Origin of the sequence: Actinophytocola oryzae, from assembly GCF_004364325.1 — a bacterium.
GTDB lineage: Bacteria > Actinomycetota > Actinomycetes > Mycobacteriales > Pseudonocardiaceae > Actinophytocola > Actinophytocola oryzae.
The window spans coordinates 584,399-610,567 of record NZ_SOCP01000001.1; the positions used below are offsets into that span (position 1 = coordinate 584,399).

The 26,169-nt window shown below is 70.8% G+C and carries 22 protein-coding genes; 12 read left to right on the plus strand and 10 right to left on the minus strand.

Translation table 11 applies throughout. From position 1 onward, the window contains the following. Positions 1 to 7 precede the first annotated feature (7 nt). A complete protein-coding gene (locus CLV71_RS02385; protein WP_133900858.1) occupies positions 8 to 823 on the plus strand; it encodes a GntR family transcriptional regulator in 816 nt (271 codons plus the stop codon). 278 nt (positions 824 to 1,101) lie between these two features. Here CLV71_RS02385 and CLV71_RS02390 read toward each other — a convergent pair whose 3' ends face one another. Genes CLV71_RS02390 through CLV71_RS02400 form a run of 3 tightly spaced genes read right to left on the minus strand, consistent with a single transcriptional unit; the run spans position 1,102 to position 4,434 of the window. After that, positions 1,102 to 3,534 carry an ATP-binding cassette domain-containing protein gene (locus CLV71_RS02390; RefSeq protein ID WP_133900859.1) on the minus strand — a complete coding sequence of 811 codons (2,433 nt, stop codon included), beginning with the start codon at positions 3,532 to 3,534 and terminating at the stop codon, positions 1,102 to 1,104. Between the two features lie 23 nt (positions 3,535 to 3,557). Further along, the gene (locus tag CLV71_RS02395; protein ID WP_133900860.1) at positions 3,558 to 3,968 is read right to left on the minus strand and encodes a VOC family protein; all 411 of its coding nucleotides are present in this window, start codon (positions 3,966 to 3,968) and stop codon (positions 3,558 to 3,560) included. 10 nt (positions 3,969 to 3,978) lie between these two features. Beyond that, positions 3,979 to 4,434 (minus strand): helix-turn-helix transcriptional regulator, encoded by a 456-nt coding sequence (locus tag CLV71_RS02400; protein ID WP_133900861.1) that lies wholly within the window; start codon positions 4,432 to 4,434, stop codon positions 3,979 to 3,981. 110 nt (positions 4,435 to 4,544) lie between these two features. On the opposite strand from CLV71_RS02400, the gene CLV71_RS47415 reads away from it, so the two are divergent. Next, on the plus strand, positions 4,545 to 4,712 hold the full coding sequence (locus tag CLV71_RS47415) for a hypothetical protein (RefSeq protein WP_166663886.1): 168 nt from the start codon (positions 4,545 to 4,547) through the stop codon (positions 4,710 to 4,712). 3 nt (positions 4,713 to 4,715) lie between these two features. On the opposite strand, the gene CLV71_RS02405 is transcribed toward CLV71_RS47415, so the two are convergent. After that, on the minus strand, positions 4,716 to 5,459 hold the full coding sequence (locus CLV71_RS02405; RefSeq protein ID WP_133900862.1) for an SDR family oxidoreductase: 744 nt from the start codon (positions 5,457 to 5,459) through the stop codon (positions 4,716 to 4,718). A 67-nt stretch (positions 5,460 to 5,526) separates the two neighbouring features. After that, on the minus strand, positions 5,527 to 5,904 hold the full coding sequence (locus CLV71_RS02410; RefSeq protein WP_133900863.1) for a DoxX family protein: 378 nt from the start codon (positions 5,902 to 5,904) through the stop codon (positions 5,527 to 5,529). 101 nt (positions 5,905 to 6,005) lie between these two features. Between CLV71_RS02410 and sigJ the strand changes: the two genes are divergently transcribed. Then, positions 6,006 to 6,920, plus strand: a complete 915-nt coding sequence (sigJ, locus tag CLV71_RS02415) for an RNA polymerase sigma factor SigJ (RefSeq protein WP_133900864.1) — start codon at positions 6,006 to 6,008, stop codon at positions 6,918 to 6,920. Here sigJ and CLV71_RS02420 read toward each other — a convergent pair. From CLV71_RS02420 to CLV71_RS02430, 3 genes are read right to left on the minus strand one after another with little or no spacing between them, the layout of a single operon-like run. After that, complete coding sequence (locus CLV71_RS02420) at positions 6,914 to 7,474, minus strand: hypothetical protein (protein ID WP_133900865.1); 561 nt, start codon at positions 7,472 to 7,474, stop codon at positions 6,914 to 6,916. The genes sigJ and CLV71_RS02420 overlap by 7 nt on opposite strands. After that, entirely contained in the window at positions 7,471 to 7,653 is a 183-nt protein-coding gene (locus CLV71_RS02425) for a hypothetical protein (RefSeq protein ID WP_133900866.1), read from the minus strand. The genes CLV71_RS02420 and CLV71_RS02425 overlap by 4 nt, the downstream gene beginning before the upstream one ends. After that, a complete protein-coding gene (locus tag CLV71_RS02430) occupies positions 7,650 to 7,868 on the minus strand; it encodes a hypothetical protein (RefSeq protein WP_133900867.1) in 219 nt (72 codons plus the stop codon). The genes CLV71_RS02425 and CLV71_RS02430 overlap by 4 nt, the downstream gene beginning before the upstream one ends. 842 nt (positions 7,869 to 8,710) lie before the next feature. On the opposite strand from CLV71_RS02430, the gene CLV71_RS02435 reads away from it, so the two are divergent. Genes CLV71_RS02435 through CLV71_RS02450 form a run of 4 tightly spaced genes read left to right on the plus strand, consistent with a single transcriptional unit; the run spans position 8,711 to position 12,477 of the window. After that, positions 8,711 to 11,101, plus strand: a complete 2,391-nt coding sequence (locus CLV71_RS02435) for a sensor histidine kinase (RefSeq protein ID WP_133900868.1) — start codon at positions 8,711 to 8,713, stop codon at positions 11,099 to 11,101. Further along, positions 11,098 to 11,523, plus strand: coding sequence for a roadblock/LC7 domain-containing protein (locus CLV71_RS02440; RefSeq protein WP_243866182.1), 426 nt, complete (start codon positions 11,098 to 11,100; stop codon positions 11,521 to 11,523). The genes CLV71_RS02435 and CLV71_RS02440 overlap by 4 nt, the downstream gene beginning before the upstream one ends. Next, positions 11,520 to 11,897: a DUF742 domain-containing protein gene (locus CLV71_RS02445; RefSeq protein ID WP_133900869.1), complete on the plus strand. Its 378-nt coding sequence runs from the start codon at positions 11,520 to 11,522 to the stop codon at positions 11,895 to 11,897. The genes CLV71_RS02440 and CLV71_RS02445 overlap by 4 nt, the downstream gene beginning before the upstream one ends. After that, a complete protein-coding gene (locus CLV71_RS02450) occupies positions 11,878 to 12,477 on the plus strand; it encodes a GTP-binding protein (protein ID WP_133900870.1) in 600 nt (199 codons plus the stop codon). The genes CLV71_RS02445 and CLV71_RS02450 overlap by 20 nt, the downstream gene beginning before the upstream one ends. Positions 12,478 to 12,481: 4 nt before the next feature. On the opposite strand, the gene CLV71_RS48350 is transcribed toward CLV71_RS02450, so the two are convergent. Then, the gene (locus CLV71_RS48350) at positions 12,482 to 12,889 is read right to left on the minus strand and encodes a PASTA domain-containing protein (RefSeq protein ID WP_133900871.1); all 408 of its coding nucleotides are present in this window, start codon (positions 12,887 to 12,889) and stop codon (positions 12,482 to 12,484) included. 403 nt (positions 12,890 to 13,292) lie between these two features. Between CLV71_RS48350 and CLV71_RS02460 the strand changes: the two genes are divergently transcribed. After that, positions 13,293 to 17,012 carry a PKD domain-containing protein gene (locus tag CLV71_RS02460; protein ID WP_133900872.1) on the plus strand — a complete coding sequence of 1,240 codons (3,720 nt, stop codon included), beginning with the start codon at positions 13,293 to 13,295 and terminating at the stop codon, positions 17,010 to 17,012. A 53-nt stretch (positions 17,013 to 17,065) separates the two neighbouring features. Here the strand turns inward: CLV71_RS02460 and CLV71_RS02465 are convergent, their stop codons facing one another. Further along, positions 17,066 to 20,407 carry a S8 family serine peptidase gene (locus CLV71_RS02465; protein ID WP_133900873.1) on the minus strand — a complete coding sequence of 1,114 codons (3,342 nt, stop codon included), beginning with the start codon at positions 20,405 to 20,407 and terminating at the stop codon, positions 17,066 to 17,068. Between the two features lie 272 nt (positions 20,408 to 20,679). Here CLV71_RS02465 and CLV71_RS02470 point away from each other — a divergent pair, with 272 nt between their 5' ends. The 4 genes from CLV71_RS02470 to nrfD all read left to right on the plus strand — a co-directional run bounded on the left by CLV71_RS02470 (position 20,680) and on the right by nrfD (position 26,129). Further along, positions 20,680 to 20,982 (plus strand): hypothetical protein, encoded by a 303-nt coding sequence (locus CLV71_RS02470; protein WP_133900874.1) that lies wholly within the window; start codon positions 20,680 to 20,682, stop codon positions 20,980 to 20,982. 145 nt (positions 20,983 to 21,127) lie between these two features. Next, complete coding sequence (fdh, locus tag CLV71_RS02480; protein ID WP_243866184.1) at positions 21,128 to 24,349, plus strand: formate dehydrogenase; 3,222 nt, start codon at positions 21,128 to 21,130, stop codon at positions 24,347 to 24,349. Then, positions 24,346 to 25,236, plus strand: a complete 891-nt coding sequence (locus CLV71_RS02485) for a 4Fe-4S dicluster domain-containing protein (protein ID WP_133900876.1) — start codon at positions 24,346 to 24,348, stop codon at positions 25,234 to 25,236. The genes fdh and CLV71_RS02485 overlap by 4 nt, the downstream gene beginning before the upstream one ends. Then, positions 25,233 to 26,129 carry an NrfD/PsrC family molybdoenzyme membrane anchor subunit gene (gene nrfD, locus CLV71_RS02490; protein ID WP_133900877.1) on the plus strand — a complete coding sequence of 299 codons (897 nt, stop codon included), beginning with the start codon at positions 25,233 to 25,235 and terminating at the stop codon, positions 26,127 to 26,129. The genes CLV71_RS02485 and nrfD overlap by 4 nt, the downstream gene beginning before the upstream one ends. The last annotated feature ends 40 nt before the right edge of the window (positions 26,130 to 26,169 follow it).

Consider the following 26,169-nt stretch of genomic DNA (forward strand, 5'->3'; position numbering starts at 1 on the left):
TGGCGGCATGGCCGGAGCCATCCTGAAGCGTGAGCGCGTGCGTGACTACCTGCTCGAGATGATCGAGACGCACCCGCCGGGCGCGCCGCTGCCCGCTGAGCGGGTGCTGTGCCAACGCCTGTCGGTGTCCAGGCCGACGCTGCGCTCGGCGGTCGACGAGCTGGTCAACAACGGGATGCTGGTGCGCCAGCACGGGCGGGGCACGTTCGTGGCGCCTGCCAAGATCGAGCAGGAGCTGGTGTCCGACGACCGCACGATGGTGCTGCCGCAGGCCGCGGGTACGTGGACGAGCAAGGTGCTGGAGTTCGCGACCATCGCCGCGGGTGCGAGGGTGGGCCGGCGCCTGAGCGTGTCACCGGCGGCCGAGATCTTCTACGTGGCACGGCAACGCTTCGTCGACGGGGCCCCGATGGCGATCGAGTACCTGCACGTGCCGGTGGCCGTCGCGCCCAGGCTGTCGCTGGAGGACCTCGAGTCCGGCGACCTCTACGTGCGCCTGCACGAACACGGCGTGCGTGTGCACGACGCGATCCAGTCGGTCGAGCCGACGGTCACGAACGACGCCGAGTCGGAGCTGCTCGGTGTGCCGGTTCTGTCTCCCGCACTGCTGTTCGAGCGACTGACCAACGACGACACCGGCCGGCCCATCGAGTACGTCCACTCGCTGTACCGGGGTGACCGGTACCGCATCGTCTCCCGCCTGGCCCTCGGCCCCACGGCGACGACAAGGGGCGCCGCCGACGCCCACCACCCGGGTATACCCCCTGGCGACCTCACCGCCCGGGGCCCCGTCCGCTCCGCCACGACGGGCGACATCCAGTAGCCGCGGGATGCCGTCCTCGCGGGCCGGCGGCCCCGTGCACTGAAGGACGCCTTCGTAACGCTGGGCGTACTGATGGCGTCCTTCGTTGCGCTGGGCGTAAGGAAGGTGGGGCCGAGGCGGCCTGCGGCGGGCGGGGGAACCCGCTTCGTGGGCCGGGCTCGCAGACCCCGGCTCTTCTCCGCGAGCGGGGCTCCACCCGCCGAAACGCCATCGTCACTCGGGAGGCCGTCGTCGGGACCAACGGCCCGGCGAGCGGTGAACCCGGCGCGTCACCACCCTCAGACCCTGGTGCGGGTCTTCCTCGTGGTGCGGGACTTCGGTGCGCCCACGTACTCCGCCAGGTGCTCACCCGTCAGTGTCGAGCGGTCGGCGACCAGGTCAGCCGGCGTGCCCTCGAAGACGATCGTGCCGCCGTCGTGGCCCGCGCCCGGTCCCAGGTCGATGATCCAGTCCGCATGTGCCATGACCGCCTGGTGGTGCTCGATCACGATCACCGACTTGCCCGCGTCGACCAGCCGGTCCAGCAGGCCCAACAGGTGCTCCACATCCGCGAGATGCAGCCCGGTCGTCGGCTCGTCCAGGACGTACACGCCACCCTTGTCACCCATGTGGGTGGCGAGTTTCAGGCGCTGGCGCTCACCGCCGGACAGGGTCGTCAGTGGCTGGCCCAGGCTGAGGTACCCGAGCCCCACATCCGCGAGACGCTCCAGGACGGCGTGCGCGGCAGGGATGTGTCCGTCGCCCTCGCCGAAGAACTCCCTCGCCTCCGTCACCGACATCGCGAGCACCTCGCTGATGTCGCGACCGCCGAACCTGTAGTCCAGCACCGACGCGTCGAACCGCCTGCCGTCGCACACGTCGCACGTGGTGGCCACGCCCGCCATCATCCCCAGGTCGCTGTAGATCACCCCGGCGCCGTTGCAGTTGGGGCACGCACCCTCGGAGTTCGCGCTGAACAGGGCGGGCTTGACGTTGTTGGCCTTGGCGAACGCCTTGCGGATCGGCTCGAGCAGGCCCGTGTAGGTCGCCGGGTTGCTGCGCCGCGAGCCGCGGATCGGGGTCTGGTCCACCGCCACCACACCCTCGTCGGCCGGGATCGAACCGTGGACCAGCGAGCTCTTGCCGGAGCCTGCCACGCCGGTCACCACGACCAGCACGCCGAGCGGGATGTCCACGTCCACGTCACGCAGGTTGTGCTTGTTCGCGCCGCGGATCTCCAGTGTGCCGGTCGGTGTGCGTACCGACTCCTTCAGTGCGGCGCGGTCGTCGAGGTGACGGCCGGTGATCGTGCCGCTCTTGCGCAGTCCCTCGACCGTGCCTTCGAAGCAGACCGTGCCACCCTCGGTACCCGCGCCGGGGCCGAGGTCGATCACGTGGTCGCCGATCGCGATCGTCTCCGGCTTGTGCTCCACCACGAGCACCGTGTTTCCCTTGTCCCGCAGGCGTTGCAGCAGGCCGTTCATCCGCTGGATGTCGTGCGGGTGCAGGCCGATCGTGGGCTCGTCGAACACGTAGGTGACGTCGGTCAGGGAACTGCCGAGGTGGCGGATCATCTTGACGCGCTGCGCCTCGCCGCCCGACAGCGTGCCGGACGAACGGTTGAGCGACAAGTAGCCGAGTCCGATCTCCACGAACGAGTCGAGTGTGTGCCCCAGCTTCCCGAGCAGCGGTGCCACCGACGCGTCGTCGAGACCCCGCACCCACTCGGCCAGGTCGCTGATCTGCATCGCGCACGCGTCGGCGATGTTGACCTTGCCGATCTTCGACGACCGTGCGGACTCCGACAGCCGCGAGCCGTCGCACTCCGGGCAGGTCGTGAAGGTGACCGCCCGGTCGACGAACGCCCGGATGTGCGGCTGCATCGACTCCTTGTCCTTGGACAGGAACGACTTCTGGATCTTCGGGATCAGCCCCTCGTAGGTGAGGTTGACGCCCTCGACCTTCACCTTGACCGGGTCCTTGTACAGGAAGTCCTGCATCTCCTTCTTGGTGAACTTCCTGATCGGCTTGTCCGGGTCGAGGAAGCCGGACTGCGCGTAGAGCTTCACCGTCCAGAAGCTGTCCGACTTCCAGCCGGGAATCGTGAACGCGCCCTCCGCGATCGACTTCGAGTCGTCGTAGAGCTGGGTGAGGTCGATGTCGTTGACGTTGCCCCGGCCCTCGCAGCGCGGGCACATGCCGCCGGTGATGCTGAAGCTGCGCCGCTCCTTGACCGTGCGCCCCGCGCGCTCCAGCGTGACCGCGCCCGCGCCGCTGATCGAGGCGACGTTGAACGAGAACGCCTGCGGCGAGCCGATGTGCGGCTTGCCGAGCCTGCTGAACAGGATGCGCAGCATCGCGTACGCGTCGGTGGCGGTGCCGACCGTCGAGCGCGGGTCGCTGCCCATCCGCTGCTGGTCGACGATGATCGCCGTGGTGAGACCGTCGAGCACGTCCACGTCCGGCCGCGCCAGCGTCGGCATGAAACCCTGCAGGAAAGCGCTGTAGGTCTCGTTGATCATCCGCTGCGAGTCGGCGGCGATCGTGTCGAACACCAGCGACGACTTGCCCGAACCCGACACGCCGGTGAACACCGTCAGCCTGCGCTTCGGGATCTCGACGCTGAGGTCCTTGAGGTTGTTCTCACGGGCGCCGTGCACGCGGATCAGGTCGTGGCTGTCGGCGACGTGCTGCGCGGACGTGCTCCTGGCCCTGCTCAATCGAGTCTCCATCGGTCTGGTCGGCCTGCGCGAGGTCAGCGAAGCTCCTGGATGCGGACCATGTTGCCCGACGGGTCGCGGAAGGCACAGTCACGCACGCCGTACGGCTGGTCGGTGGGCTCCTGGACGACCTCGGCGTTGGTCGCCTGGAGCTTCGCGAACGTCTCGTCGAGGTCCTTGGTGGCGAGGTTGATGCCGCCGTAGGTGCCCTTGGCCATCATCTCGGCGATGAGGTTGCGCTCGTCGTCGGTGATCCCCGGAGTCACGGCGGGCGGGGTCAGGACGATGGACGTGCTCGGCTGGCCGGGAGGGCCCACCGTGATCCAGCGCATGCCCTTGAAGCCGACGTCGTTGCGGACCTCGAAGCCGAGCGCGTCGCGGTAGAAGGCGAGCGCGGCGTCGGGGTCGGTGTGCGGGAGGAAGCTCGAGTGAATGGTGATGTCCATGGCCGTCACACTAAGTGCGGGTCGGGACCGACGCTTCTCGATTCCTGACCGGCTTGGTCCGGACCGGTCTGGTCACCTGCTTGGCCACGCACGCGGGCATGCCCTCGGCCTCGCCCGCGGCCTCCCGCCGGTACGTGCTCGGCGGCACCCCGACCAGCTCGGTGAACCGCGTGCTGAAGGTCCCGAGCGACGAGCACCCGACCGCGAAGCACACCTCGGTGACGCTCAGGTCGCCACGCCGCAGCAGTGCCATCGCCCGCTCGATCCGCCGGGTCATCAGGTAGCCGTACGGTGACTCACCGTAGGCGCGGCGGAACTCGCGGCTGAGGTGGCCGGCTGACATGTGGACGTAGCTCGCGAGCGCCTCGACGTCGAGCGGCTGCGCGTAGTCCCGGTCGATCCGGTCGCGGACACGGCGCAGCCGGGCGAGGTCGCGCAGGTTCTGCGCCGCCGGTGTGCTGCTCACCTGCGCGATGATGCCACACGATTGCGTGTTTGCACGGATGCTGCCTCACCCGGTGACCTGCGACGATGGCCACTCGGAGTCAGCAGGGCCCTCCCGAAGGGGTGATTGACGTGCACGACAGGAGACGGTCCCGGCGCCGTGCCACCTACCGCCTGACCGGCGTCGTGGTCGGCGTGTTCCTCGGTCTCGCTCCCGCGAGCCTCCCGGCGGCGGCACTGGCCTGCTGCACGATCCCGACACCGCCGCCGTGCCAGACGCACCCGGAGATGTGCGCCTGACCCTCACGCCCGCACGCGGGCTGCCCAGTCGCCGAACCGGACCTCGCCGACGAGCGCGCTCGCGTCCGGCACCAGGGTGCGCTCGTCCAGCTCGGCGCCGAAGTAGCTCGCGTGCGGGTCGGTGACCACCGCACGCGGGTCCCTGGCGAGCACGTCGGCGAAGAACTCGTCCATCCGGAAGCGCTCGGGGCCCGCCACGTCGATGATCCCGTCCAGCGGCGCGCCGACCGCGATCCGGCCGACCGCCGCCGCCACGTCGTCACCCGCCATGGGCGCGAAGAGCACCGGTGCGAACCGGACGGTGTCGCCGTCGGTGGCCGAGTCCGCCATGCGCGACAGGAACTCGAAGAACTGCGTCGCCCGCACGACGGAGTAGGGGACCGGCGAGTCCGCGATCAGCCGCTCCTGCGCGATCTTCGCCCGGAAGTAGCCGCTGTCCAGGAGCCGGTCGGTCCCCACGACCGACAGCGCGACGTGGTGCCCGACCCCGGCCGCCGCCTCCGCGGCGAGCAGGTTGCGGGTGGAGGTCTCGAAGAACGCGAGCACCTCGGCGTCCGCGAACGACGGTGAGTTCGACACGTCGACCACCACGGCCGCTCCGGCCAGCACGTCGGCGAGCCCTTCGCCGGTCAGCGTGTCCACGCCCGTGCTCGGCGCCGCCGCCACCGCCTCGTGGCCCTGCTCGGCGAGCCCCGACACGAGCTTCGACCCGATCAGGCCGGTACCGCCGACCACCACGATCCTCATGACCAACCTCCAGTAGCCCAGGCGCGTTCGTCACCGAGTCCAATCCTGGGGCAGACAGGGGGTGCTGTCACACCGCCGAGTAGGGCCCGAACCGGCCCCACACCACCACGGCGGCGAGCGCGAGCAGGGCCACGTTCACCACGATCGACCTGGCCTCGCCCCGGCGCAGGTGGACGACGGCCGCGCCGACCATCAGCGCCACCACGCCGACGGCGGCCAGCGGCACCAGCACCGGGGCGATGCCGACCGCGGCGGGCAGGACCAGGCCGATCCCCGCCAGGATCTCCAGTGCGCCGATGGCCTTGACCGTGCCGGTGCCCACGTCCTCGACGAAGCCGAAACCGGCCGCGGCGAGCTTCTCCCTCGGTCGGACGACCTTCATCACGCCGCCGGCGAGGAACGCCGCGGCCAGCAGGCCCGCGATGATCCACAGTGCGATGTCCATGCCGGGTACGACGACGCGGCCGGTCGTAATGTCAGGCCTGACACTTCGGGAGGCTGTCTCGTCGAGTGGGAGTGAGAGGCACACAGGGAGCACCGCACGCGATGACCACGCCAGACGACGACCCGGGGGTAGCCGCCGTCATGAGCGAACGGCGGCAGCTGACCAACGTCGCCTACCGGCTGCTCGGCTCGCTCGCCGACGCGGAGGACGTCGTCCAGGAGACCTACGCCCGCTGGTACGCGATGACCCCGGCGCAGCAGGACGAGATCGAGTCGCCCGGCGCGTGGCTGACACGGGTCGCCGGCCGCATCTGCCTCGACCTGCTCGGCTCGGCGCGCAGGCGGCGCGAGAGCTACGTGGGGGAGTGGATCCCCGAGCCGGTGCCTGACCGGACGGAGTGGTCCAGCGGCGCGACCGCCACCGACCCCGCCGACCGCGTCACCCTCGACGAGTCGGTCAACATGGCCTTCCTGGTCGTGCTCGAGTCGATGACCCCGGCCGAGCGCGTCGCGTTCGTCCTGCACGACGTCTTCCGCTACCCGTTCGCCGAGGTGGCCGGGATCGTCGGCCGGACGCCTGCGGCGTGCCGCCAGCTCGCGTCCTCGGCACGGCGCCGCATCGACGCGTCGCGGGGCCTCGCCAAGCCGGTGGCCGGCTACGCCGACATCGTCCGCGGCTTCAAACGGGCGTGGGAGGCCAAGGACATCGACGCCCTGATCGGCCTGCTCGACCCGAACGCGACGGCGGTGGGCGACGGCGGTGGCGTCGTCACCGCGCTGATCCACCCGGTCGAGGGCGCGGACGGCATCGCACGCCACTTCATCACCATCGCCGGCCTCGCGCCGGCCATGGTGATGCTGGAACGCACGGTCAACGGCAGGCCCGGCCTCGTCGCACAGCTGGACGGCGCCACGATGGCGGTGTTCGCGTTCGACATCGCGAACGACCGGATCCAGCACGTCTGGGCGGTGCGCAACCCCGAGAAGCTCCGCCCGTGGACCGAAGGAGGCTACTGACCCTCCTGGACGACCTGGTAGCTGAACTCGCCGGTCTCGGAGATCATCGCGGCGGACTCGGCCTGTGCCGCGAAGGTGGTGTTCGCCTGCGTCACGAGGAAGAACGTGGCGGAGACGTCGAGTGAGCTGATCACCTCACGGATCTCGTGCTGGTTCTCCGCCGACTCGGGACGACCGCCGACGACGAGGTACCTCTCGTCCGTCAGCGTGCCCGTCCTGCCGGTGACCGCGTTCATCTTGTCCCGGATGTCGTCGTCGAGGACGCCGACCAGGTCCTCGGCCGCGCCGGGAACGGTGCCGTCCCAGTGGGTGAGCGCGCTGAAGCGGTGGCCGTCGAACGTGCCTGTCTTGCCGACGGCGATGCAGGGCCCCATGCCGTTGGTCGCGATCGCGGCGTCGCACACGACACCGACGTCACCCTGGTCGACGTTGACGACTCCGCTGTCGGCGGTCAGGTAGGCGTTGATGTCCTGCTGGGTGGGCGGCTGGTCGCCCCGGCCCTCGTTCTCCTCCTCTTCTTCTTCCTCCTCGTCCGACCCGAGGGTGTCGTTCATCCGGTCCAGTGTGGCGCCGAGGCTTTCGAAGAACTGGGAGTCAACACGAGCTGGGTGTCCACCGGGCCCTGCGTCGCGAGCATCGTGCGGGCCTGTTTGCGTGCCCGCTCCTCCAGCGAGTCGTCGTCGGAGGACGACCCGTCGGTCGACTCGTCCAGGCCGGCGTTCGACCGTTTCATCGCGCTGTCTCCTCGGTGCTCGTCCTGGCCAGGTGCGCGGCGGTCACCTCGGCGAGGATCTCGCGCAGCCGCTGCTCACCCAGGGCCGCCGGCTCCGGTGAGTCCTTGAGCATCGCGTCGACGGCCGGTGCCATGACGTCGTCGGGCAGTGCCCGCAGCGCCTCGGCGGTCGCAGGCGCGGTCGTCGCCACCGCCACGCCGTACTGGGCGAACACCGCGTGCTTGTCGCCGCTCTCCGCGAGCGGCAGGAATCCCTCCGCGCTGCCGCCGACTCCTCGAGGATGTCGGGCTGCTGACGAGCTGGTTCACCGCGTTGTGCGAGCTGTACGACGCACACGGCACGGACGGGTGGCCCGCCCTCCAGGAGCACCTGCGGTCACGGACCGCCCGCGAGGGGATCCCCGACGACGCGGTCGACACGTGTGCGTAGTACCGCCGCGGCCAGCACAGCAGAGGCGGTCGTGGCCGGACAACGCCCGAAGGGCCAGTCCGAAGGGCAGCGGATCGCACCCGCCCGCCCTCCGTCCACACAGGACGGGCGCCACCTCGGGCGCCACGGGTGTCGGGTAAGCGCGCCTACCGGACGCGGCGCGAACAACGCGCGACGAGTCGACTACGAATCCGGCTGTGTGTGCGAAGTTCTCACGACGCTATTACACAGTCTGCCAATAACGTGCATCGGCGCCGGGTGTCGATCGTGGACACGTGCCGAGAACCTCCTGTCACAGGCTAAAGTTGCCATCTGCACGCGATGTTATCGCTACCATCGCGCCGGGGTCCGATCTGGACAATTTTCGAATCTCCTTTGCCCTGTCTGACTTTTAGCGGATACCCCTGAACGGCCGCTTGACTTGGATTGTGTGGGACGGGTTGACTGCGCCCCGCCTGGGAATTGCGGGGAGAGGAGACGGTGCGCGATGGAGCACGGCGGGCGGGAGGTGCTCGGCTATGCCTTGTCCGGCCCGGTGATGCCGGCGCCACCGGGTGAGCGGGATCGGGTGCGCATGTGGTGCGCGGGTCCCTGTCCGGTGGAGAGCGGACCGGAGGGTTGACTCCCGTGAGCAAGTTCCAGCTCAGTGTTCGAGCACGCATCCTGTCCATCGCACTGATCCCGACGATCATCCTCGTCGCGGTCGGCCTCGGCGCCTCCACCTACCTCGCCGTGAGCGCGTTCCACCTGCGCGACCAGGTCACGCAGTTCAAGGCCGGGAACGCCCCGGCAACGGAGTTCATCCAGGCCGTGCAGCAGGAACGCCAGGCGAGCATGCTGGCGTTCTCCGGCGCGCCGAACGCCGCGGACGCGGTGCGCGACGCCCGCGCCCGGGTCGACAGGGCGATCCGGTCCCCCGAGATGACGCGGGCGCAGGGCACGGTCGAGGAGGTCTCCCCGGACACCGAGGGCGAGTCCACGCAGACCGACGCGGTCGTCAAGGCGCTGACACAGGTGCGCCAGGGCATGGACGCCGGAGTGGCGCCGCCCGACCAGGTCCTGAAGTTCTTCGACGGGTTCCTCGACCAGGTCCTCGTCGGGACCCGTGCGGGGACCAAGGCCCTGCCGGACGGCGACTCGGTGGTCGCGGCCAACGTCGGGGTCGAGATGATGGCCGCGATCGAGGCGCTGGGCCGTGGCAACGCGCTCGCCCTCTCGGTGGGCGGCAGGCTGAACGCCCAGCAGCTGCATGACTACGCCGAGCAGATGGGGTCGTTCCACGATCGCTTCACCACGCTCGCGCCCGCGCTGAACGCCGCGGACAAGCAGCGGCTGACCGCGATCCAGTCGAGCGCCGGGTGGCAGACGCTCACGTCGGTGGAGAACGCGCTCGTCTCGCACGGCGCCCAGGGCCCCGACGACGACTTCGCCCTGCCGGTGAGCATCGACGAATGGCAGTCGGCCCTCACCACGGTCGGCACCGGACTGTTCGACCTGTACCGGGACCTGTACGGGGCGGTCATCGACAGCGCGATCGACAAAGCCCAGCAGACCGCGACGTGGTGGCTGGTCGCAGCCGGCGCGCTGGTGATCGGTGTGCTGATCATCGGACTGATCACCCTGCGGATCTCGGGACAGCTCATCAGGCGGCTCAAGCGGCTGCGTGCCGAGGCGCTGTCGGTGGCCGACCAGCACCTGCCACGCATCATGAACCAGCTCCGCAACGGCGAGGACGTCGACGTCACCACCGAGATGGTGCCGCTGGACTTCGGCGCCGACGAGATCGGCGACGTGGCGGACGCGTTCAACAGGGCAGAGTCCGCCGCCGTGTCGGCGGCCGTCGAGGAGGCACGCACCCGAGGCGGGGTCAACGCGCTGTTCCTGAACATCGCGCACCGCAGCCAGATCGTCGTGCACCGCCAGCTCGAGGTCCTCGACAAGGCCGAGCACAGCGAGGAGGACCCGAACCGGCTCTCGGTGCTGTTCGAGCTGGACCACCTGTCCACCCGTGCACGGCGCAACGCGGAGAACCTGATCATCCTCGGCGGCGAGCAGCCGGGTCGCCAGTGGCGCGTCCCGGTGCCACTCGTCGACCTGGTGCGCAGCGCGGTGTCGGAGACCGAGGACTACTCCCGCGTCCACACCGGACACATGGCCGGGGTCGCGGTCGTCGGCAGCGTGGTCGCCGACCTCATCCACCTCATCGCGGAGCTGGTCGAGAACGCCACGGCGTACTCGCCGCCGGAGTCCCGGGTGGACATCACGAGCAACGTGGTCGGCAGGGGCGCGGTCGTCGAGGTCGTCGACCAGGGCCTCGGCATGTCCAGCGAGCAGATCGCCATGGCCAACCGGACTCTGCAGGATCCGTCCTCGGCCAGCCTGGCCAACCTGTCGAGCGACTCGCGCATGGGTCTGCTCGTGGTCAGCCGGATCGCCGCGCGCAACGACGTGACCGTCAAGCTGGCCGAGTCGGACTACGGCGGCATCCGCGCGATCGTCATCATCCCCATCGCGCTGATCGCGAACGAGGAGGAGCCCGTCGCGGTCGGCGCGACGACCGGCACCAGCCCCGTGGTCGAGTCGGCCATGGCGGAGGCGTACGCGCCGGTCAACGGCAACGGGAGCCACCGGTTCCCCTCGGTGCCGTGGCCCACCATGGATCCCCCCGCCGCGGAACCGCCGCCGACGCCGTCGCCACGCCGTCCCGAGCCGCGGCACACGCGCCTGGAGCTGACCGGACCGCAACCCGTCGTCTCCGCCAGTGCGGACGAACCGGTCCAGCCCACCGCAGGCAGGCCGACACTGCCGAGGCGGCGACGGCAGGAGAACCTCGCGCCACAGCTGACGAACACCCAACAGACGGTGCGGCCCCAACCCAAACCGGGCGGTCGGCACGAGCGGTCGGCCGAACGTGCCAGGGACCTGTTCGCCGAGATCGAGTCCGGGACCCGCCTGGCCCGGTATGCCCGCCCGGAGCCGGGCACGAACCACGACGAAGGACGAGAAGGTTTACGGTGACATCCAACTCCTCACGGCTGGACTGGCTGCTCGACGATCTGGTGCGTCGCCTGGCCAAGGTGCGGTACGCGGTCGTGCTGTCCACTGACGGGTTGCTGCTCGGCCGCTCCTCGTCGATCACGGTGGACGACGCGGAGCACTTCAGCGCGATGTCATCGGCGTTGCAGAGCCTCGCCCGCAGCGCGGGGCTGCGCTTCAACGGCGGGGACATGCTGCAGACGGTCGTCGAGCTCGAACGTGCCGTGCTGTTCGTGACCACCGCCGGGGACAACGCGTGCCTCGCGTTGCTCAGCGACGAGGGCGCGAGCATGGGCACGGTCGCCTACGAGATGAACCAGACCGTGAACCGGCTCGGTGACCTGCTGAGCACGCACAAGCGGCGCAGCTTGTTCGAGCCGCAGGTGGACCCGCTGTCGTCATGACGAAGCCGCGGGAGCAATGGTTCGACGACGCGGCAGGCCCGCTGATCCGTCCGTACGCGGTGACCCGCGGCCGGACCAACAGCAACTGGCGGGACCTCGACATGATCACCCTGGTGGTGGCCGCGCGCTGGGACGCGAGCGTCGAGCGGATGGGGCACGAGTACGCCGACGTCGTACGCCTGTGCGGCCATCCGCTGTCGGTCGCCGAGGTGTCCGCCGGTCTCTCGCTGCCCCTCGCGGTCACGAAGATCCTGGTCGGCGACCTCATCGAGGCCGGATACCTGATCTTCCGCGCACCGCTGACCCGCGGCGAGAGCCAGAACCACGACCTGAACCTCCTACAGAAGGTGCTGGATGGTGTCCGGAAACTCTGACCCGACCACGGAAGTCACCGCGGCCGCGGTCAAGGTCCTGATCGCCGGGGGTTTCGGCGTCGGCAAGACGACCATGGTCGGCGCGGTGAGCGAGGTGGCCCCCCTGCGCACGGAGGAGGTGCTCAGCGAGCGGAGCGAGGGTGTCGACGACCTGTCCGGCGTGGAGGAGAAGACGACCACGACGGTCGCGCTGGACTTCGGCCGCATCACCGTCAGCCCGGACGTCATCCTCTACATCTTCGGCACGCCCGGCCAGGACCGCTTCTGGTTCCTGTGGGACGAGCTCGCCAAGGGCGCCCTGGGGGCGATCGTCCTGGCCGACACGCGGCGGCTGACCAACTCCTTCGCCGCGGTCGACTTCTTCGAGAGCCGGGGCATCGACTTCGTGGTGGCGGTCAACTGCTTCGACGGCGCCCCGGTCCACACGATCGAGGAGGTCCAGGAGGCCCTCGACCTCGACCCGGCCATCCCCGTGCGCCTGTGCGACGTCCGTGACCGCGAGTCGGCCAAGGCCGTGCTCCTGACGCTCCTCGAGCACCTCGTCCGCCAGGCCCGCGCCCAGCTCGGCGTCACGGCCTGACGCGTCAGGGACAGGACTCGTCGACCTTCACGACCCCGAAGTCGATCTTGGAGGTGACGGTCAGGGCCGTGCCCGGTGGGACGTTCTGGTCGCACACCTGCCAGTTCGCGTCGAGGACCTGGTTGCGGCCCTCGCCGGTGAGGTCGTGGGAGTCGGTGAAGTAGACCGCGCCGCCGGTGAGCTGCTGGATCTGGTCCTGCGCGTCCTGCAGGACCGCGCCGACGAGGTTCGGCATGGTCCACTGGTCCTGCGCGGGCTCCTCGCCCGTCGGCGCGCCCGGCTGGGTCGACGCGGGGGGAGCGGGCGGTGCCGGTGCCTGGCTGGACTCCTGGCCGGGCGGGGAAATGCCGTCGCAGCCCGCCGTCGCCGTCAGCACGGCGACGGCGCAGACGATCGTGGCGATGGTCCGCACACGTACCTCCTTCGGTCACCGCGCCCATCGGAATTGCCCGCGGACCCGTTGCCGGAATCCGCGGACGTCACCCGTTCGAGCATAGCCGCCGGGCGCGGACATATATCGATTCAATGCCTCTGAACAGCGGCGATGGGCCGAACGGGTACGGCTTTGTTCAACCGCCGGCCCCCGGTTAACGGCGGTTTGTACCTTCGCGACGCCCCCTCACGTGGGTCATGTTCCATGACCAGTGAGAGGAGGAGTGCTTGCCATGGACAGTATTCGATGGCAGAGACGCTTCGGTTCCGGTGGTATTTCCGCGGCATTGGTCGCGTCCTCGGTCGCCGTCGTCGTTTTCGGGGCGACCGGCACAACGGCCGCCGCCGATCCCGGTACACCGGGGTCTCCGCAGGCGCCGGTCGTGGTTTATACCGAGGATTTCGAGAACGGCACGGGTAATACCGGTGTCCGGGTCACCGACTACACCGGGGCGCCGCCGGTGAACGCCACCTACCAGGCCGACCCGGCGTGGCTCGCGAACTGCGACGGCTGGGTGCTCAACGCGGCGGCGCCGGACCCGGCCGGTTCCGGCTGCAACGGCCGCTGGTTCAGCCTCCAGGGCATGGCCGCGACGCTCGGCGCCTACGCCGGCAACGGCCAGGGCAACCACGCACTCGGCGAGGAGTCCGCGTTCGTGCCGGTCGGCGCCGACAAGGTGGTGGTCGAGACCGCGTCGCCCATTCCCCTCAGCGGCACCAGCCGGTTCCTGACGTTCTCGGTGGACGTCACCGAGGTCGGCTGTGCGGGCGCGCACTCGCTGCTGAAGTTCTACCTGATGGACGGCGCCACGGCGATCCCGACGTTCAGCTCGCCGATCGAGGCCTGCGTGAACCCGCCGCAGACGATCGACGGCGTCCCCGTCGGCACCTACACGAGCAACGGTCCGGTGCTGTTCGCGGGCTCCGCCATGGGGTTGCGGCTGGTGAACGGGCAGGGCGCCTTCGCGGGCAACGACTTCTCCATCGACAACATCCGCGTCCTCGACGTGACACCGCAGCTGGACCGGACGTTCGGTCCGACCACGGTGCCCCAGGGCGGCGCGACGACACTGACCTACACCCTCACCAACACCGACGAGCTGGCGGTCAAGAACGGCTGGTCGTTCACCGACGCCATGCCTGCCGGGCTCTCCGTGGTCCCCGGCTCGGCGAGCACGAACTGCTCCGGCGGCTCCGTCTCGGCCACGGCGGGCACGGTCAGCGTCGCGGGCAACCTCGCGGCGGGCCAGACATCGTGCTCCGCCACCGTCTCGGTGACAGCAGGCGCACCCGGCACCTACCAGAGCTGCGGCGCGAACGTGACCGCGGTGACCGGCGTATCCCGGCCGGGCTGCGCGACCGTGACCTTCAACGCCGCGCCGTCTGCCGACGCGGGCGGCCCGTACTCCGGGCAGGAGGGCGCCCCGGTCGCCATCGCGGGCGCGGTGTCCGATGCGGACGGTCCCAACACGACGGTCAGCTGGACGGTCGTCCCCGGCGCAGGGGTCGACGCGGGGGCCACCTGTGTGGTCGACGATCCCGCCGACCCGACCACGTCCGTGCGGTGCACCGACGACGGCGCGTACACCCTGACCCTCACCGCGTCCGACGGGCTCAACCCGCCGGTCGCGGTGAGTACCACGCTGACCCTGTTCAACCAGGCGCCGACGGTCGAGATCACCGCACCGGACAGCGGGATCACCGTGGCAGCGGGGTCCACAGTGGATATCACGGCCGACTTCGCCGACCCCGGCGCGAACGACACGCACACCTGCACGGTCGACTTCGACGACGGTTCCCCGGTAGCGAACGGCACGATCGGCGCGGGCACCTGCGCGGCGAGCCACGGCTTCACCGTGCCCGGTGCGCACAACGTGCTGGTGACGGTGTTCGACGACGACGGCGCCTCGGCGACGGACGTGGTCACCGTGAACGTCGACGCCCCGCCCGCCGTCGAGCCCGGCGGCCCGTACAGCGGCACGGAAGGCGGCGCGATCGGGCTCACGGGCGTGGTGACCGACACCGCGCAGGACCTGACCCACACGTGGGCGATCACGCCGGCCTCGGGGGTGGACGCGGGAGCGACCTGTGCGATCGCCGACGCCGACGCGCTGGCGACCACGCTCACCTGCACCGACGACGGCACGTACACGCTGACGCTGACCGCCGACGACGGGCTGAACGAGCCGGTGACGGCGAGCACGGCGGTGACCGTGGCGAACGCGGTGCCGGTGGTCACGATCACCGCGCCGGACAACGGAGTCGTCGTACCCGCCGGGTCCACGGTGGACGTCAGCGCCGACCTCGCCGACGCGGGAGCCAACGACACCCACACGTGCGCGGTCGACTTCGGCGACGCCAACCCCGTGGCGAACGGCACCCTCGACGGTGACACCTGCGTGGCGAGCCACGTGTTCACCGCGTCCGGCACGCACACGGTCACCGTGACCGTCACCGACGACGACGGCGGCGCGGGCACCGACACCGTGCAGGTCGTCGTCAACTCGGCGCCGGTCGTGGACGCGGGCGGTCCGTACTCCGGGCAGGAGGGCACCCCGATCGCCATCGCGGGCGAGGTCACCGACCCGGACGGCCCGAACCTGGCCCACACCTGGCAGGTCACGCCGGGCGGGGACATCGACGCGGGCGCGACCTGCGACCTAGCCGACGCCGGCGCGGTGGCCACCACGGTGACCTGCACCGACGACGGCACGTACACCCTGACCCTGACCGGCGACGACGGCCTGAACGACCCGGTCGCGGTGACCACGACGCTCACCCTGTTCAACCAGGCGCCGGCGGTCGAGATCACCACACCGCCCGACGGGGTCGTGGTCGCACTCGGCGCGGTCGTGCCGCTCACCGCGCCCTTCGCCGACCCCGGCGCGAACGACACGCACACGTGCACGGTCGACTTCGACGACGGCACCCCGGTCGTCGACGGCGCGGTCGACGACGACACGTGCACGGCGAGCCACGGCTTCACCGTGCCCGGCACGCACAACGTGCTGGTGACCGTGTTCGACGACGACGGCGCCTCGGCGACCGACGTCGTGGCCGTGGTGGTCAACGCCCCGCCGGTGGTGGACGCGGGTGGCCCGTACTCCGGACAGGAGGGCGCCGCGATCGCCGTCACGGGTGAGGTCACCGACCCGGACGGGCCCGACCTGACCACGACGTGGACGGTCGAGCCGGGCGCTGGTGTCGACGGGGGGACGACGTGTGCCGTCGGCGACACCGTGACCACCACGGTGACGTGCACGGACAACGGCACGTTCACGCTGCGGCTGACCGCCGACGACGGCGTCAACGCACCGGTGACGGCGACGGCCACCCTGACCGTGGCCAACGTGGCGCCGGTCGTCACGATCACCGCACCGGCGGAAGGCGCGTTGTTCGAGCGCGGCGACGAGGTCGCGGTGACGGCGCAGTACACCGACGCGGGTGCGAACGACACGCACACGTGCGCGGTGGACTTCGGTGACGGCACCGCGCCCGTGGCAGGCACGGTCGCGGGCGGGACCTGCGCCGCCGCGCACGCTTTCACCGTGCTCGGCCCGCACACGATCACCGTGACCGTCACCGACGACGACGGTGGCGCGGGCACCGACACCGTCCAGGTGGTCGTCTTCGTGACGGGCGAGGCGTGGGCGGTGGGCGCGGGCGGCCCGGTGACCATCGCCAAGACCCCGCACGCGGTCTGCCCGCCGGACGCCACGCTGACGCAGGTCGGCCTGAACGTCCCGGCGGTGGTGAACCTGGGCACGCTGAACGCGGCGTGCACGGTGTCGCCGACCACGGGTGTCACGCGGGCGACCGCCTCGGTGGCGAACGCGAGCCTGCTGGGCGGCGTCATCTCGATCAGCACGATCGAGAGCACCTGCCTCGCCGGCCCGACCGGCCTGACGGGCTCGTCGGAGGTGGGCACGATCAACGGCAAGCCCATCGGCGGCGGCAGCGGCTCGATCACGATCCCGCTGGTGGCGACCGTCTACTACAACCAGACGGTGACCACGCCGACCGGTGAGCTGTTCCAGTACGCGATCCGCGTCAGGACGCTGCTGGGCCAGGAGATCATCCTGGCGGGCTGCCGAGTCGGCTGAGCGCACGAAAAGCCGGGGGTGGCCGCCTTGGCCATCCCCGGCTTCTCGTGTCGCTACCTGATCCGGTAGCTGTACGGCAGGACCGAGATCACCTCGCCGGTGCCGTAGAACGGCAGCGCGGTCACGCCGGTCGGGAGCACCGGCACGGTCACCAGGTTGAGGTGGCCCTCGATGCTGTCGCCCCGGTGCCCGGCCGGGGTGATCGTCACCTGGATGGTGGCGGTCTGACCCGGCTGGATGACCGTCGGGGTGCCGCCGACGCCGTTCGGGTCGACGGACAGGTCGAACGGGTCACCCGTCGACGACGTCACCGAGGCGTCGAAGCCCGCGGTGCGCATCGACGGGGTGTAGGTCCCCTGACCCGGCTGGGCGCCCTCGTCGCCGAACGGACCGATCTCCTGCAGCGAGCTGAACCAGATGCCCTTGCTGACATAGCCGTCCCGCTCGCCGACGGTCGCCACCGAGGTGGTCGCGCCGTGCTGTGCGGCCTTCAGGTCACCGAACAGGTCGAAGCCCGCCGCGGAACCCTGCAGCTCGAGCTGCGCGGGCAGCGACGAGGTCGCCGACACCGTGAGGCGGCTCGTGTCCGGCGGCGTCAGGTACACCGGCGCCGTGCTCGGGTCCTCGGGGAGGTCCACGACGTTGCTGCCCTGGATCGCGACCGGGGTCAGCGTCTGCTCGCGGTTGGTCCGAGGGTCGACGCCGACCGCGATCGGCTCGACACCCGTGTTGCGCACGGCCACCGGCACGGTCACCGCGTGCCCGGCCGTCAGCCTGTCACCGGACGGGAGGCCGTTCGCCCGCACGGACAGCTGGTCGAAGCCGACCGTGCCGTGGAACGGCTGCTCGATCTCCTGTCCTGTCACGGGGTTCTGCACGACCAGCACCAGGTGCCACCGACCCGCGAGCGGCTTCGCGTCGTAGGTCTGCACCGTGCCGCCCTGCGACACCGTGGTCGGCGTGCGGAGCGACAGGTTGCTGTTCACGTCGGCCAGCTCGCCGTTCGGGTCGACGAGCACGATGTCCACGAGCGAACCCGGGTCGGAGAGCGTGAGCCCGATGTCCAGGTCCTTCTTGCCGCGTGGCACGTCGAACTCGTAGCTGAACGTCTGGGCGGGGGACACCGCGCGGGCGTTGCCGCCGGTGATCGTGCCGCTGAACCGGCCAGGGGTCGGGATGAGGCTGCGCACCACGGCGGACACCGTCGCGTGCTGGCCCTCGGACGTGCCGAACGTGAGCGAGTAGTCGGCGTCGCCACCCGCGTCCGGCGTCCTCAGGCTGAAGCTCACCGACTTCGTCTCGCCGGCACCCAGCCGGACCGACGGGGTGACGTGCCCGTACGGCGCCGCCCGCTGCGTGCTCGTGTCCAGGATGATCGGGCCGCTGTACCCGGTCGGCCCGGCCAGCGAGTACAGGACCGCGGTCCACGTGCCCGCCTTCGGCGAGCGGACGTCGACGTTGGCGTAGTTCGCCGTCGCCGCGCCGCCCTGCGGGCGGCTGTTCGCGACGAACGTGCCGTCCGGCGCCAGCAGCGTCAGCCGCACCACCGCCGGGTTGCCCTGCCAGGCCATCCTCGCGAACAGCCGGTCGGCGCCGCCGGGCACACTGAAGCTGACCTTCTCCGCGACCCAGGTCTGGCCGTTGTAGTAGGTGAACGGCGGCAGCGTGTTCGAGTCGAACGGCACGGTCTGGCGGTGCGCCGACTGCTGGACGAACGTGCGGGCGCCGGTGTCGACGGTGACCGCGTGGTTGCCCGTGTTCGTCACCTTCACCGAGCCGGACTTGGTGCTGCCCGGCGCGCCCTCGAGGGTGACCTGGTCGGTCGAGAGCACGATGTTCGAGCCGATCCCCGCGGCGACCTCGACGGCGGCACGCGCGTCGAGCAGCCCGGCGCCCTGCTCGTCGGCGGGCAGGCCGATGTCGCGGGCGGTGCTGGTGAGGATCTGCTTGATCAGCGCGGGCGACGGCGACTTGCCGTGGTGGCTGCCCCGGTAGGCCTGGATGACCAGCGCGGCGGTGGCCGCGGTCAGCGGCGCGGACTCGCTGGTGCCGCCGAAGGACTCGAGGTCCGTCGGCTCCGGCGGTGACCTGAAGTTGACGCACTCCGCGTAGGCGGGCGAGCAGTCCGCCCAGTTGCCCTCACCCGGCGCGACGAGGTCGATCGTCCTGCCGTCCATGGTGATCCCGGAGGACGACAGCGCGGAGATGTTGTCGCTCACCCACTTGCCGTTGGAGAACGGGAACGCGGCGTACGCGGTCTGCGCGTAGAGCCGGTTGTCCGTGGTCGCGCCGGCGGAGATCACGAGCGAGTCGGTGGCGGGGCTGCCGATGGTGGAGGTGATGCCCGCGTCGCCGGTGGAGCAGACGACGGCCACGCCGGCCTTGACGGCCTGGTCGTTGAACGCCTGGAACAGCTCGCGGGAGCTGCGGTCCGGGTACTCGTTCAGGCCGAGCGACTCGTTGATCACGTCGACGTGCGCGACGGTCACCGCGTAGTCGATGGCCTGCAGCACGGCGGAGTTCGTCGCCGTCGAGCCGAACACGTTTAGGCCGACCAGGCTCGCGCCCGGCGCGACGCCCTTGACCACGATGTTGCAGCCCGCCGGCAGCGGGTGCGCCTGGTTCACGAACTGCGACAGGTCGTGCACCACGACGCCCTGCGCCGCGATCGAGGACGCGTCACCGAAGGCCTCGGCGCCGCTGTCGGTCGTGTTCGGGCCGTCCCCGGAGAAGTCCTTGAAGTCGGTGAACACGTGCGACCCGTCCGGCCGGATGAAGTCGGCGTAGTTCGGGTCCATGTTGTCGGCGAGGAAGGCGACCTTCACGCCGTGGCCGTCGGCGAGGTCCGCCGCGCTCTTGGACCCGTCGGTGCTCGCCGCGCGGATCGAGGTCAGCGCCTCGGGCTCCAGCAGCGGGTGCGCGGGGTCGGTCGGGCAGATCTGGCCCTGGGCGGCCGAGCCGGGTGTCGGCTGCTGTGCCGGGGCACCCGAGACCGGTGCCGTGGGGGTGGTGGTCTCGGGCAGTGTGACCTCGCGGTCGGGCAGCACCGAGGCGACGGCCGAGTCCTGCGCCAGCGCGGCGGCCTGGTCGGCGGTCACGGTCGCGGCGAACGCGTTGCCGAGGGTGAAGTGCTTGACCCTGGTCGGCTTCGCACCGGCGAGCCTGCCGAGCACGGTGTCCTGCGCGCTCGTCGCACGGTCGCGGCGGGTGTTCGAGTCGCCCTTGGACGCCGGGGCGCTCGGTAACTGGTCCTTCAGCAGCACGATGACCGACTGCGGCCCCGAGTCGTCGGTCGGCGGCGCCGCGCCGGCCGGTGGGCCCGCCGCGACCGCGAGCGCGGTCGAGGTGGCCACCGCGACGGCGATGGCGCATGAGTATCGGAAAGAACGCCGCATCTGCACTCCACAATTCCCACGGCTGGGTAAATTAAGGTAAATCCGCCCCGACGCAACGGCCCGCGCACGCGTGGCCCATTCCCTTTGTAACGGCGTGACTATCGCCAGTTGCGGCGGAATGCACAAGACCGCAGATGGCGGAAATCTGTCAGCTGTCTTACCCAAATGCGGCAACCAATACCCAACAAAGCCAAACCGCGCCAACGGGAGCCCAGGGCGCAACCCGCCCGGGACGGGGCAAGAAGGGTGCCGGTGCCTTCGGGCAAGAGGATGTGAGACTGCTCGCCGACTACCCGGCGCCGCCGAGGACGCAGGCCGCGGCACTGCGCCTCATCGCGGAGGTCGACGGCGTCGAGCACGTCGGCCCGGTCACGGACCCGCTCGGCCGCGAGGGCACCGCCGTCAGGTTCACCTCCGGGGACGGCGAGTCCCGCCTGACCACGGAGCTCGTCTTGGCCGCAGACGGCACGCTGCTCACGGTCCGGGGGTCGGGGTTGAAGAACTACTACAGCGCGGTGCTGTCCAGCGGCTGGACCGACGAGACGCCGCACGCCCCGTCGGCGGAGGTGCCGTGAGAACCCCGCGTGCCTGCCGCGTGAGCGCGCCGCCGGCCGGTTCCTGGGGGTGCCTGCCTGCGGCACCGCGCCCGACTGGTGGTTTCGGCGGGAGTGGAGCAGGGTAGATCACGGGCGCGCGGTCGTCTTCGGCTGGAGGAGCTGCATGGGCGTCATGGGGTGGGTGCGGTCGTGGCCGGTGTTGCGGCAGCTGACCGGCGCCGACCGGCTCGGCCGTGGCGCCGCCGCCACGTCGGCCAGGACCGGGGATCTGACCGCCAGGACGGCCACCGCCGACGAGGTCGTCGCGTCCATCTGCCCGTACTGCGCGGTGGGGTGTGCGCAGAACGTCTACGTCCGCGACAGGCAGGTCGTGCAGATCGAGGGCAACCCGGACTCGCCGATCTCCCGCGGCAGGCTCTGCCCCAAGGGCTCGGCGAGCATGCAGCTGGTCACGGGCCCGCAGCGGGAGGAGCACGTCCTCTACCGCGCGCCCTACGCCACCGACTGGCAGCGCATCGACCTCGGTGAGGCCATGGAGATGGTGGCCGACCGCGTCCTCGACGCACGCCGCAAGGGCTGGCAGGACCACGACGAGGACGGGAACAAGCTCGCCAGGACCATGGGCATCGCGGGCCTCGGCGGCGCGACCCTCGACAACGAGGAGAACTACCTGATCAAGAAGCTCTTCACCGCCATGGGCGCGGTCCAGATCGAGAACCAGGCCCGTATTTGACACTCCGCCACGGTGCCCGGTCTGGGTGCCTCCTTCGGTCGCGGTGGCGCGACGGACTACCAGCAGGACCTCGCGAACGCGGACTGCGTCGTGATCATGGGGTCGAACATGGCCGAGGCACACCCGGTCGGCTTCCAGTGGGTGATGGAGGCCAAGGCCAAGGGCGCCGAGGTCATCCACATCGACCCCCGCTTCACCAGGACGAGCGCGGTCGCCGACTTCCACGTCCCGCTGCGTGCGGGCTCGGACATCGCGTTCCTCGGCGGGGTGGTCAACCACATCCTGACCAACGACCTGTACTTCCGTGAGTACGTCGTCGCCTACACCAACGCCGCGTTCCTCGTCGACGAGCGCTTCGCCGACACCGAGGACCTCGACGGGCTGTTCAGCGGCTACGACCCCGCGAGCGGCTCCTACGACACCGCGAGCTGGCACTACGAGAGCCTGGCACCCGACGAGAGCCCCGGCGGCAAGGACAAGGAGACCTCGGCGCCCTACCAGCACGGCTCCGGCGGCCCGGTGCTCGAGACCGGCGCGGGGCCGATCGCCAACGACCCGACGCTCACCCACCCCCGCTGCGTCTTCCAAATCCTCAGGCGACACTTCGCCCGCTACACCCCGGAGAAGGTCGCGGAGATCTGCGGCGTGCCCGTGGAGCAGTTCCAGCGGGTCTGCGACGCGTGGACGTCGAACTCGGGCCGCGAGCGCACCGGCGCGCTCGTCTACAGCGTCGGCTGGACCCAGCACACCACCGGGCCGCAGAACATCCGCGCGGGCGCGATCATCCAGCTGCTGCTCGGCAACATCGGCAGGCCGGGCGGCGGCCTCTACGCACTGCGCGGCCACGCGAACATCCAGGGCTCCACCGACATCCCGACGCTGTTCAACCTGCTGCCCGGCTACCTGCCGATGCCCGACACCTCCCACGAGGACCTCGGGCACTACCTGGACAGCATCAAGGGCCACGGCCAGAAGGGCTTCTGGTACTGCGCCGACCGTTACGTGGTCTCGCTGCTCAAGGAGTACTGGGGCGAGAAGGCCACGAAGGACAACGACTGGTGCTTCGACTACCTGCCGAGGATCAGCGGCGACCACGGTACCTACCGGACCGCCATGGACATGGCCGACGGGAAGATCTCCGGCTACCTCCTCCTCGGTCAGAACCCGGCGGTCGGCTCGGCACACGCCCGGCTCCAGCGCCGCGGCCTCGCCAACCTCGACTGGCTGGTGGTGCGCGACCTCGCCATGATCGAGAGCGCGACGTTCTGGAAGGACGGCCCGGAGGTCGCCACGGGCGAGCTGACCCCGGAGACGTGCCGGACCGAGGTGTTCTTCTTCCCGGCCTCCGCGCACGTGGAGAAGTCCGGCTCGTTCACCCAGACCCAGCGGATGCTGCAGTGGCGGGACAAGGCCGTCGAGCCGCGCGGCGACCAGCGCTCCGACCTGTGGTTCGTCTACCACCTCGGCCGGATGCTGCGTGAGCGGCTGGCCGGCTCGACCGACGAGCGCGACCGGCCGCTGCTGGACGTCACCTGGGACTACGAGATGGAGGGCGACGAGCCGTCGGCGGAGGACGTGCTGCGCCGCATCAACGGCGTCGACCTGACCACCGGCAAGCCCGTCAACGCCTACACCGAGCTGAAACCGGACGGCACCACGTCGTGCGGCTGCTGGATCTACGCGGGCGTGTACGCGGACGGGGTGAACCAGGCCGCACGCCGCAAACCGCACGACGAGCAGGGCCACTACGAGCCGGAGTGGGGCTGGACCTGGCCTGCCAACCGGCGCGTGCTCTACAACCGCGCGTCGGCCGACCTCGAGGGCAGACCGTGGAGCGAGCGCAAGAAGCTCGTGTGGTGGGACGCCGAGGAGGAGAAGTGGACCGGCCGCGACGTGCCCGACTTCCAGCCGACGAAGCCCCCGGGCTTCCGGCCGGAGGAGGGCGCGGTCGGCCCGGACGCCCTGCACGGCGACGACCCCTTCATCATGCAGGCCGACGGCAAGGCATGGCTGTTCGCGCCGGGCGGTCTGTCCGACGGCCCGCTGCCGACGCACTACGAGCCGCACGAGTCGCCAGTCCGCAACGCGTTGTACGGCCAGCAGAGCAACCCCGTCCGCAAGGTGTACGGCAGGCCGGACAACCCCGCGAACCCGTCGCCACCAGCGGCGCACAGCGAGGTCTTCCCGTTCGTGTTCACGGCCGCGCGGCTGACCGAGCACCACACCGCGGGCGGCATGAGCAGGCAGCTGCCCTACCTCGCCGAGCTGCAACCCGAGCTGTTCGTGGAGGTCTCGCCCGCGCTGGCCGCCGAGCGCGGGCTCACCCACCTCGGCTGGGCGCACGTGGTGACCACCCGTGCGGCGGTGGAGGCACGCGTGTTCGTGACCGAACGGCTCACGCCGCTGCGGGTCGGCGGCCGGGTCGTGCACCAGGTGTGGATGCCCTACCACTGGGGGAACACCGGATTGGTGACCGGTGACGTCGTCAACGACCTGATCGGGGCGTTCGTGGACCCGAACGTGTTCATCCAGGAGAGCAAGGTGCTGACCTGCGACGTGCGGCCGGGCCGCAGACCGACCGGGCCGGCACTGCTCGACTACCTCGAGGACTACCGCCGCAGGGCGTGCGTGACCACGGAGGAGCCCACATGACAGGCCGGCACAGCTGGTTCGGGCCGCTCGCCGACCCGGCGGGCGACGCGGGGCACGAGGACCACCCCGAGCGCGTCGGGTTCTTCACCGACACCTCGGTCTGCATCGGCTGCAAGGCGTGCGAGGTGGCCTGCAAGGAGTGGAACGGCGTCCCCGACGACGGGTTCGACCTGCTGGGCATGTCCTTCGACAACACCGGCAGCCTCGGCGCCGACTCGTGGCGGCACGTGGCGTTCGTCGAGCAGCCCGGCGCACCCGTCGACCTCGGGCTGCCCTCGTTCGAGCTGCCCGGTGCGACGGGGGAGGGGGAGCGTGAGGACTTCCGCTGGCTGATGTCCTCGGACGTGTGCAAGCACTGCACCCACGCGGGTTGCCTCGACGTGTGCCCGACGGGTGCGTTGTTCCGCACCGAGTTCGGCAGCGTCGTGGTGCAGTCCGACATCTGCAACGGTTGCGGCTACTGCGTTTCCGCCTGCCCGTACGGGGTGATCGACCGCCGCGAGGGCGACGGTCGCGCGTGGAAGTGCACGCTCTGCTACGACCGGCTCGGCGACGGGCTGGAACCCGCGTGCGCCAAGGCGTGCCCGACCGACTCCATCCAGTTCGGACCGCTCGACGAGCTGCGGGCGCGGGCGAACGAACGCGTCGCGCACCTGCACGAGGAAGGCACGACCCAGGCCAGGCTCTACGGCGCCGATCCGGACGACGGGGTCGGCGGCGACGGCGCGTTCTTCCTGCTGCTCGACGACCCCGAGGTGTACGGCCTGCCGCCGGACCCGGTGGTGCCGACCAGGGACGCCGGCTCGATGTGGCGTCACGCGGCCGTGGCCGCCGGTGCGTTCGTGATGGCGGCGGCGACGGCGTTCATCGGGAGGCGCGGGCGATGACGGTGGTGCCAGAGGCCGAGTTCCGGTCCTACTACGGCCGGCCGGTGCTCAAGCCGCCGGTGTGGGAGTGGAAGATCGCGGCCTACCTGTTCACCGGCGGCCTGTCCGCGGGTGCCGCCGCACTCGCCGCGGGCGCGGACCTGACCGGGCGGCCCGCGCTGCGGCGCGCCGGCCGCCTCGGCGCGCTGGGCGGGCTGGCGGTCAGCATGTACTTCCTGGTGACCGACCTCGGCAGACCCGCACGGTTCGTGAACATGCTGCGCGTGGCGAAGCCGACCTCGCCGATGAGCGTCGGCACGTGGCTGCTCGTGGCCTACGGACCCGGCGCGGGGCTCGCGGCCCTGGCCGAGGTGCTGCCGCACCGGGTGGTGCGCCTGGTCGCGCGGCCTGCCGGGCTGTGGGCGGCGGCGGTCGCACCCGGTGTCGCGTCCTACACGGCCGTGCTGCTGTCCCACACCGCGGTGCCCGCCTGGAACGAGGCCCACCGGCAGCTGCCGTTCGTGTTCACCGGCTCGGCCGCCGCGAGCGGCGCGGGCCTGGGCATGGTGTGCGCGCCGCTCGCGCAGGCCGGGCCCGCCCGCAGGCTCGGTGTCGTGGGTGCCGGGGCGGAGCTGGTGGCGTCCCGGCTGGTCGAGCGGCGCCTCGGGATGGTTGCCGAGGCGTACACGACGGGCCGTGCCCACCGGCTGCGCACGTGGGCCGAGCGGCTGACGCTCGCGGGGGCACTGGGCGCGGCGACCGTGGCCCGCCGCAGCCGGGTGGCCGCGGTCGCGTCCGGCCTCGCCCTGCTGGCGGGCAGCGCGCTGGCGCGGTTCGGGGTGTTCGAGGCGGGCGTGGCCTCGACGAAGGACCCGAAGTACACGGTCGTGCCGCAGCGGCGGCGACTCGGCTGACATCCGGGAGGTGTCGTTCGGAAATCCCCGGGTAACCGAC

Coding starts and splice junctions, on each gene's coding strand:
- nrfD (WP_133900877.1), top strand. CDS start 25,233: ATGACGGTGGTGCCAGAGGCCGAGTTCCGGTCCTACTACGGCCGGCCG.
- CLV71_RS02405 (WP_133900862.1), bottom strand. CDS start 5,459: ATGAGGATCGTGGTGGTCGGCGGTACCGGCCTGATCGGGTCGAAGCTC.
- CLV71_RS02385 (WP_133900858.1), top strand. CDS start 8: ATGGCCGGAGCCATCCTGAAGCGTGAGCGCGTGCGTGACTACCTGCTC.
- CLV71_RS02410 (WP_133900863.1), bottom strand. CDS start 5,904: ATGGACATCGCACTGTGGATCATCGCGGGCCTGCTGGCCGCGGCGTTC.
- sigJ (WP_133900864.1), top strand. CDS start 6,006: ATGACCACGCCAGACGACGACCCGGGGGTAGCCGCCGTCATGAGCGAA.
- CLV71_RS02465 (WP_133900873.1), bottom strand. CDS start 20,407: ATGCGGCGTTCTTTCCGATACTCATGCGCCATCGCCGTCGCGGTGGCC.
- CLV71_RS02420 (WP_133900865.1), bottom strand. CDS start 7,474: ATGAACGACACCCTCGGGTCGGACGAGGAGGAAGAAGAAGAGGAGGAG.
- CLV71_RS02445 (WP_133900869.1), top strand. CDS start 11,520: ATGACGAAGCCGCGGGAGCAATGGTTCGACGACGCGGCAGGCCCGCTG.
- CLV71_RS02450 (WP_133900870.1), top strand. CDS start 11,878: ATGGTGTCCGGAAACTCTGACCCGACCACGGAAGTCACCGCGGCCGCG.
- CLV71_RS02390 (WP_133900859.1), bottom strand. CDS start 3,534: ATGGAGACTCGATTGAGCAGGGCCAGGAGCACGTCCGCGCAGCACGTC.
- CLV71_RS02425 (WP_133900866.1), bottom strand. CDS start 7,653: ATGAAACGGTCGAACGCCGGCCTGGACGAGTCGACCGACGGGTCGTCC.
- CLV71_RS02485 (WP_133900876.1), top strand. CDS start 24,346: ATGACAGGCCGGCACAGCTGGTTCGGGCCGCTCGCCGACCCGGCGGGC.
- CLV71_RS02395 (WP_133900860.1), bottom strand. CDS start 3,968: ATGGACATCACCATTCACTCGAGCTTCCTCCCGCACACCGACCCCGAC.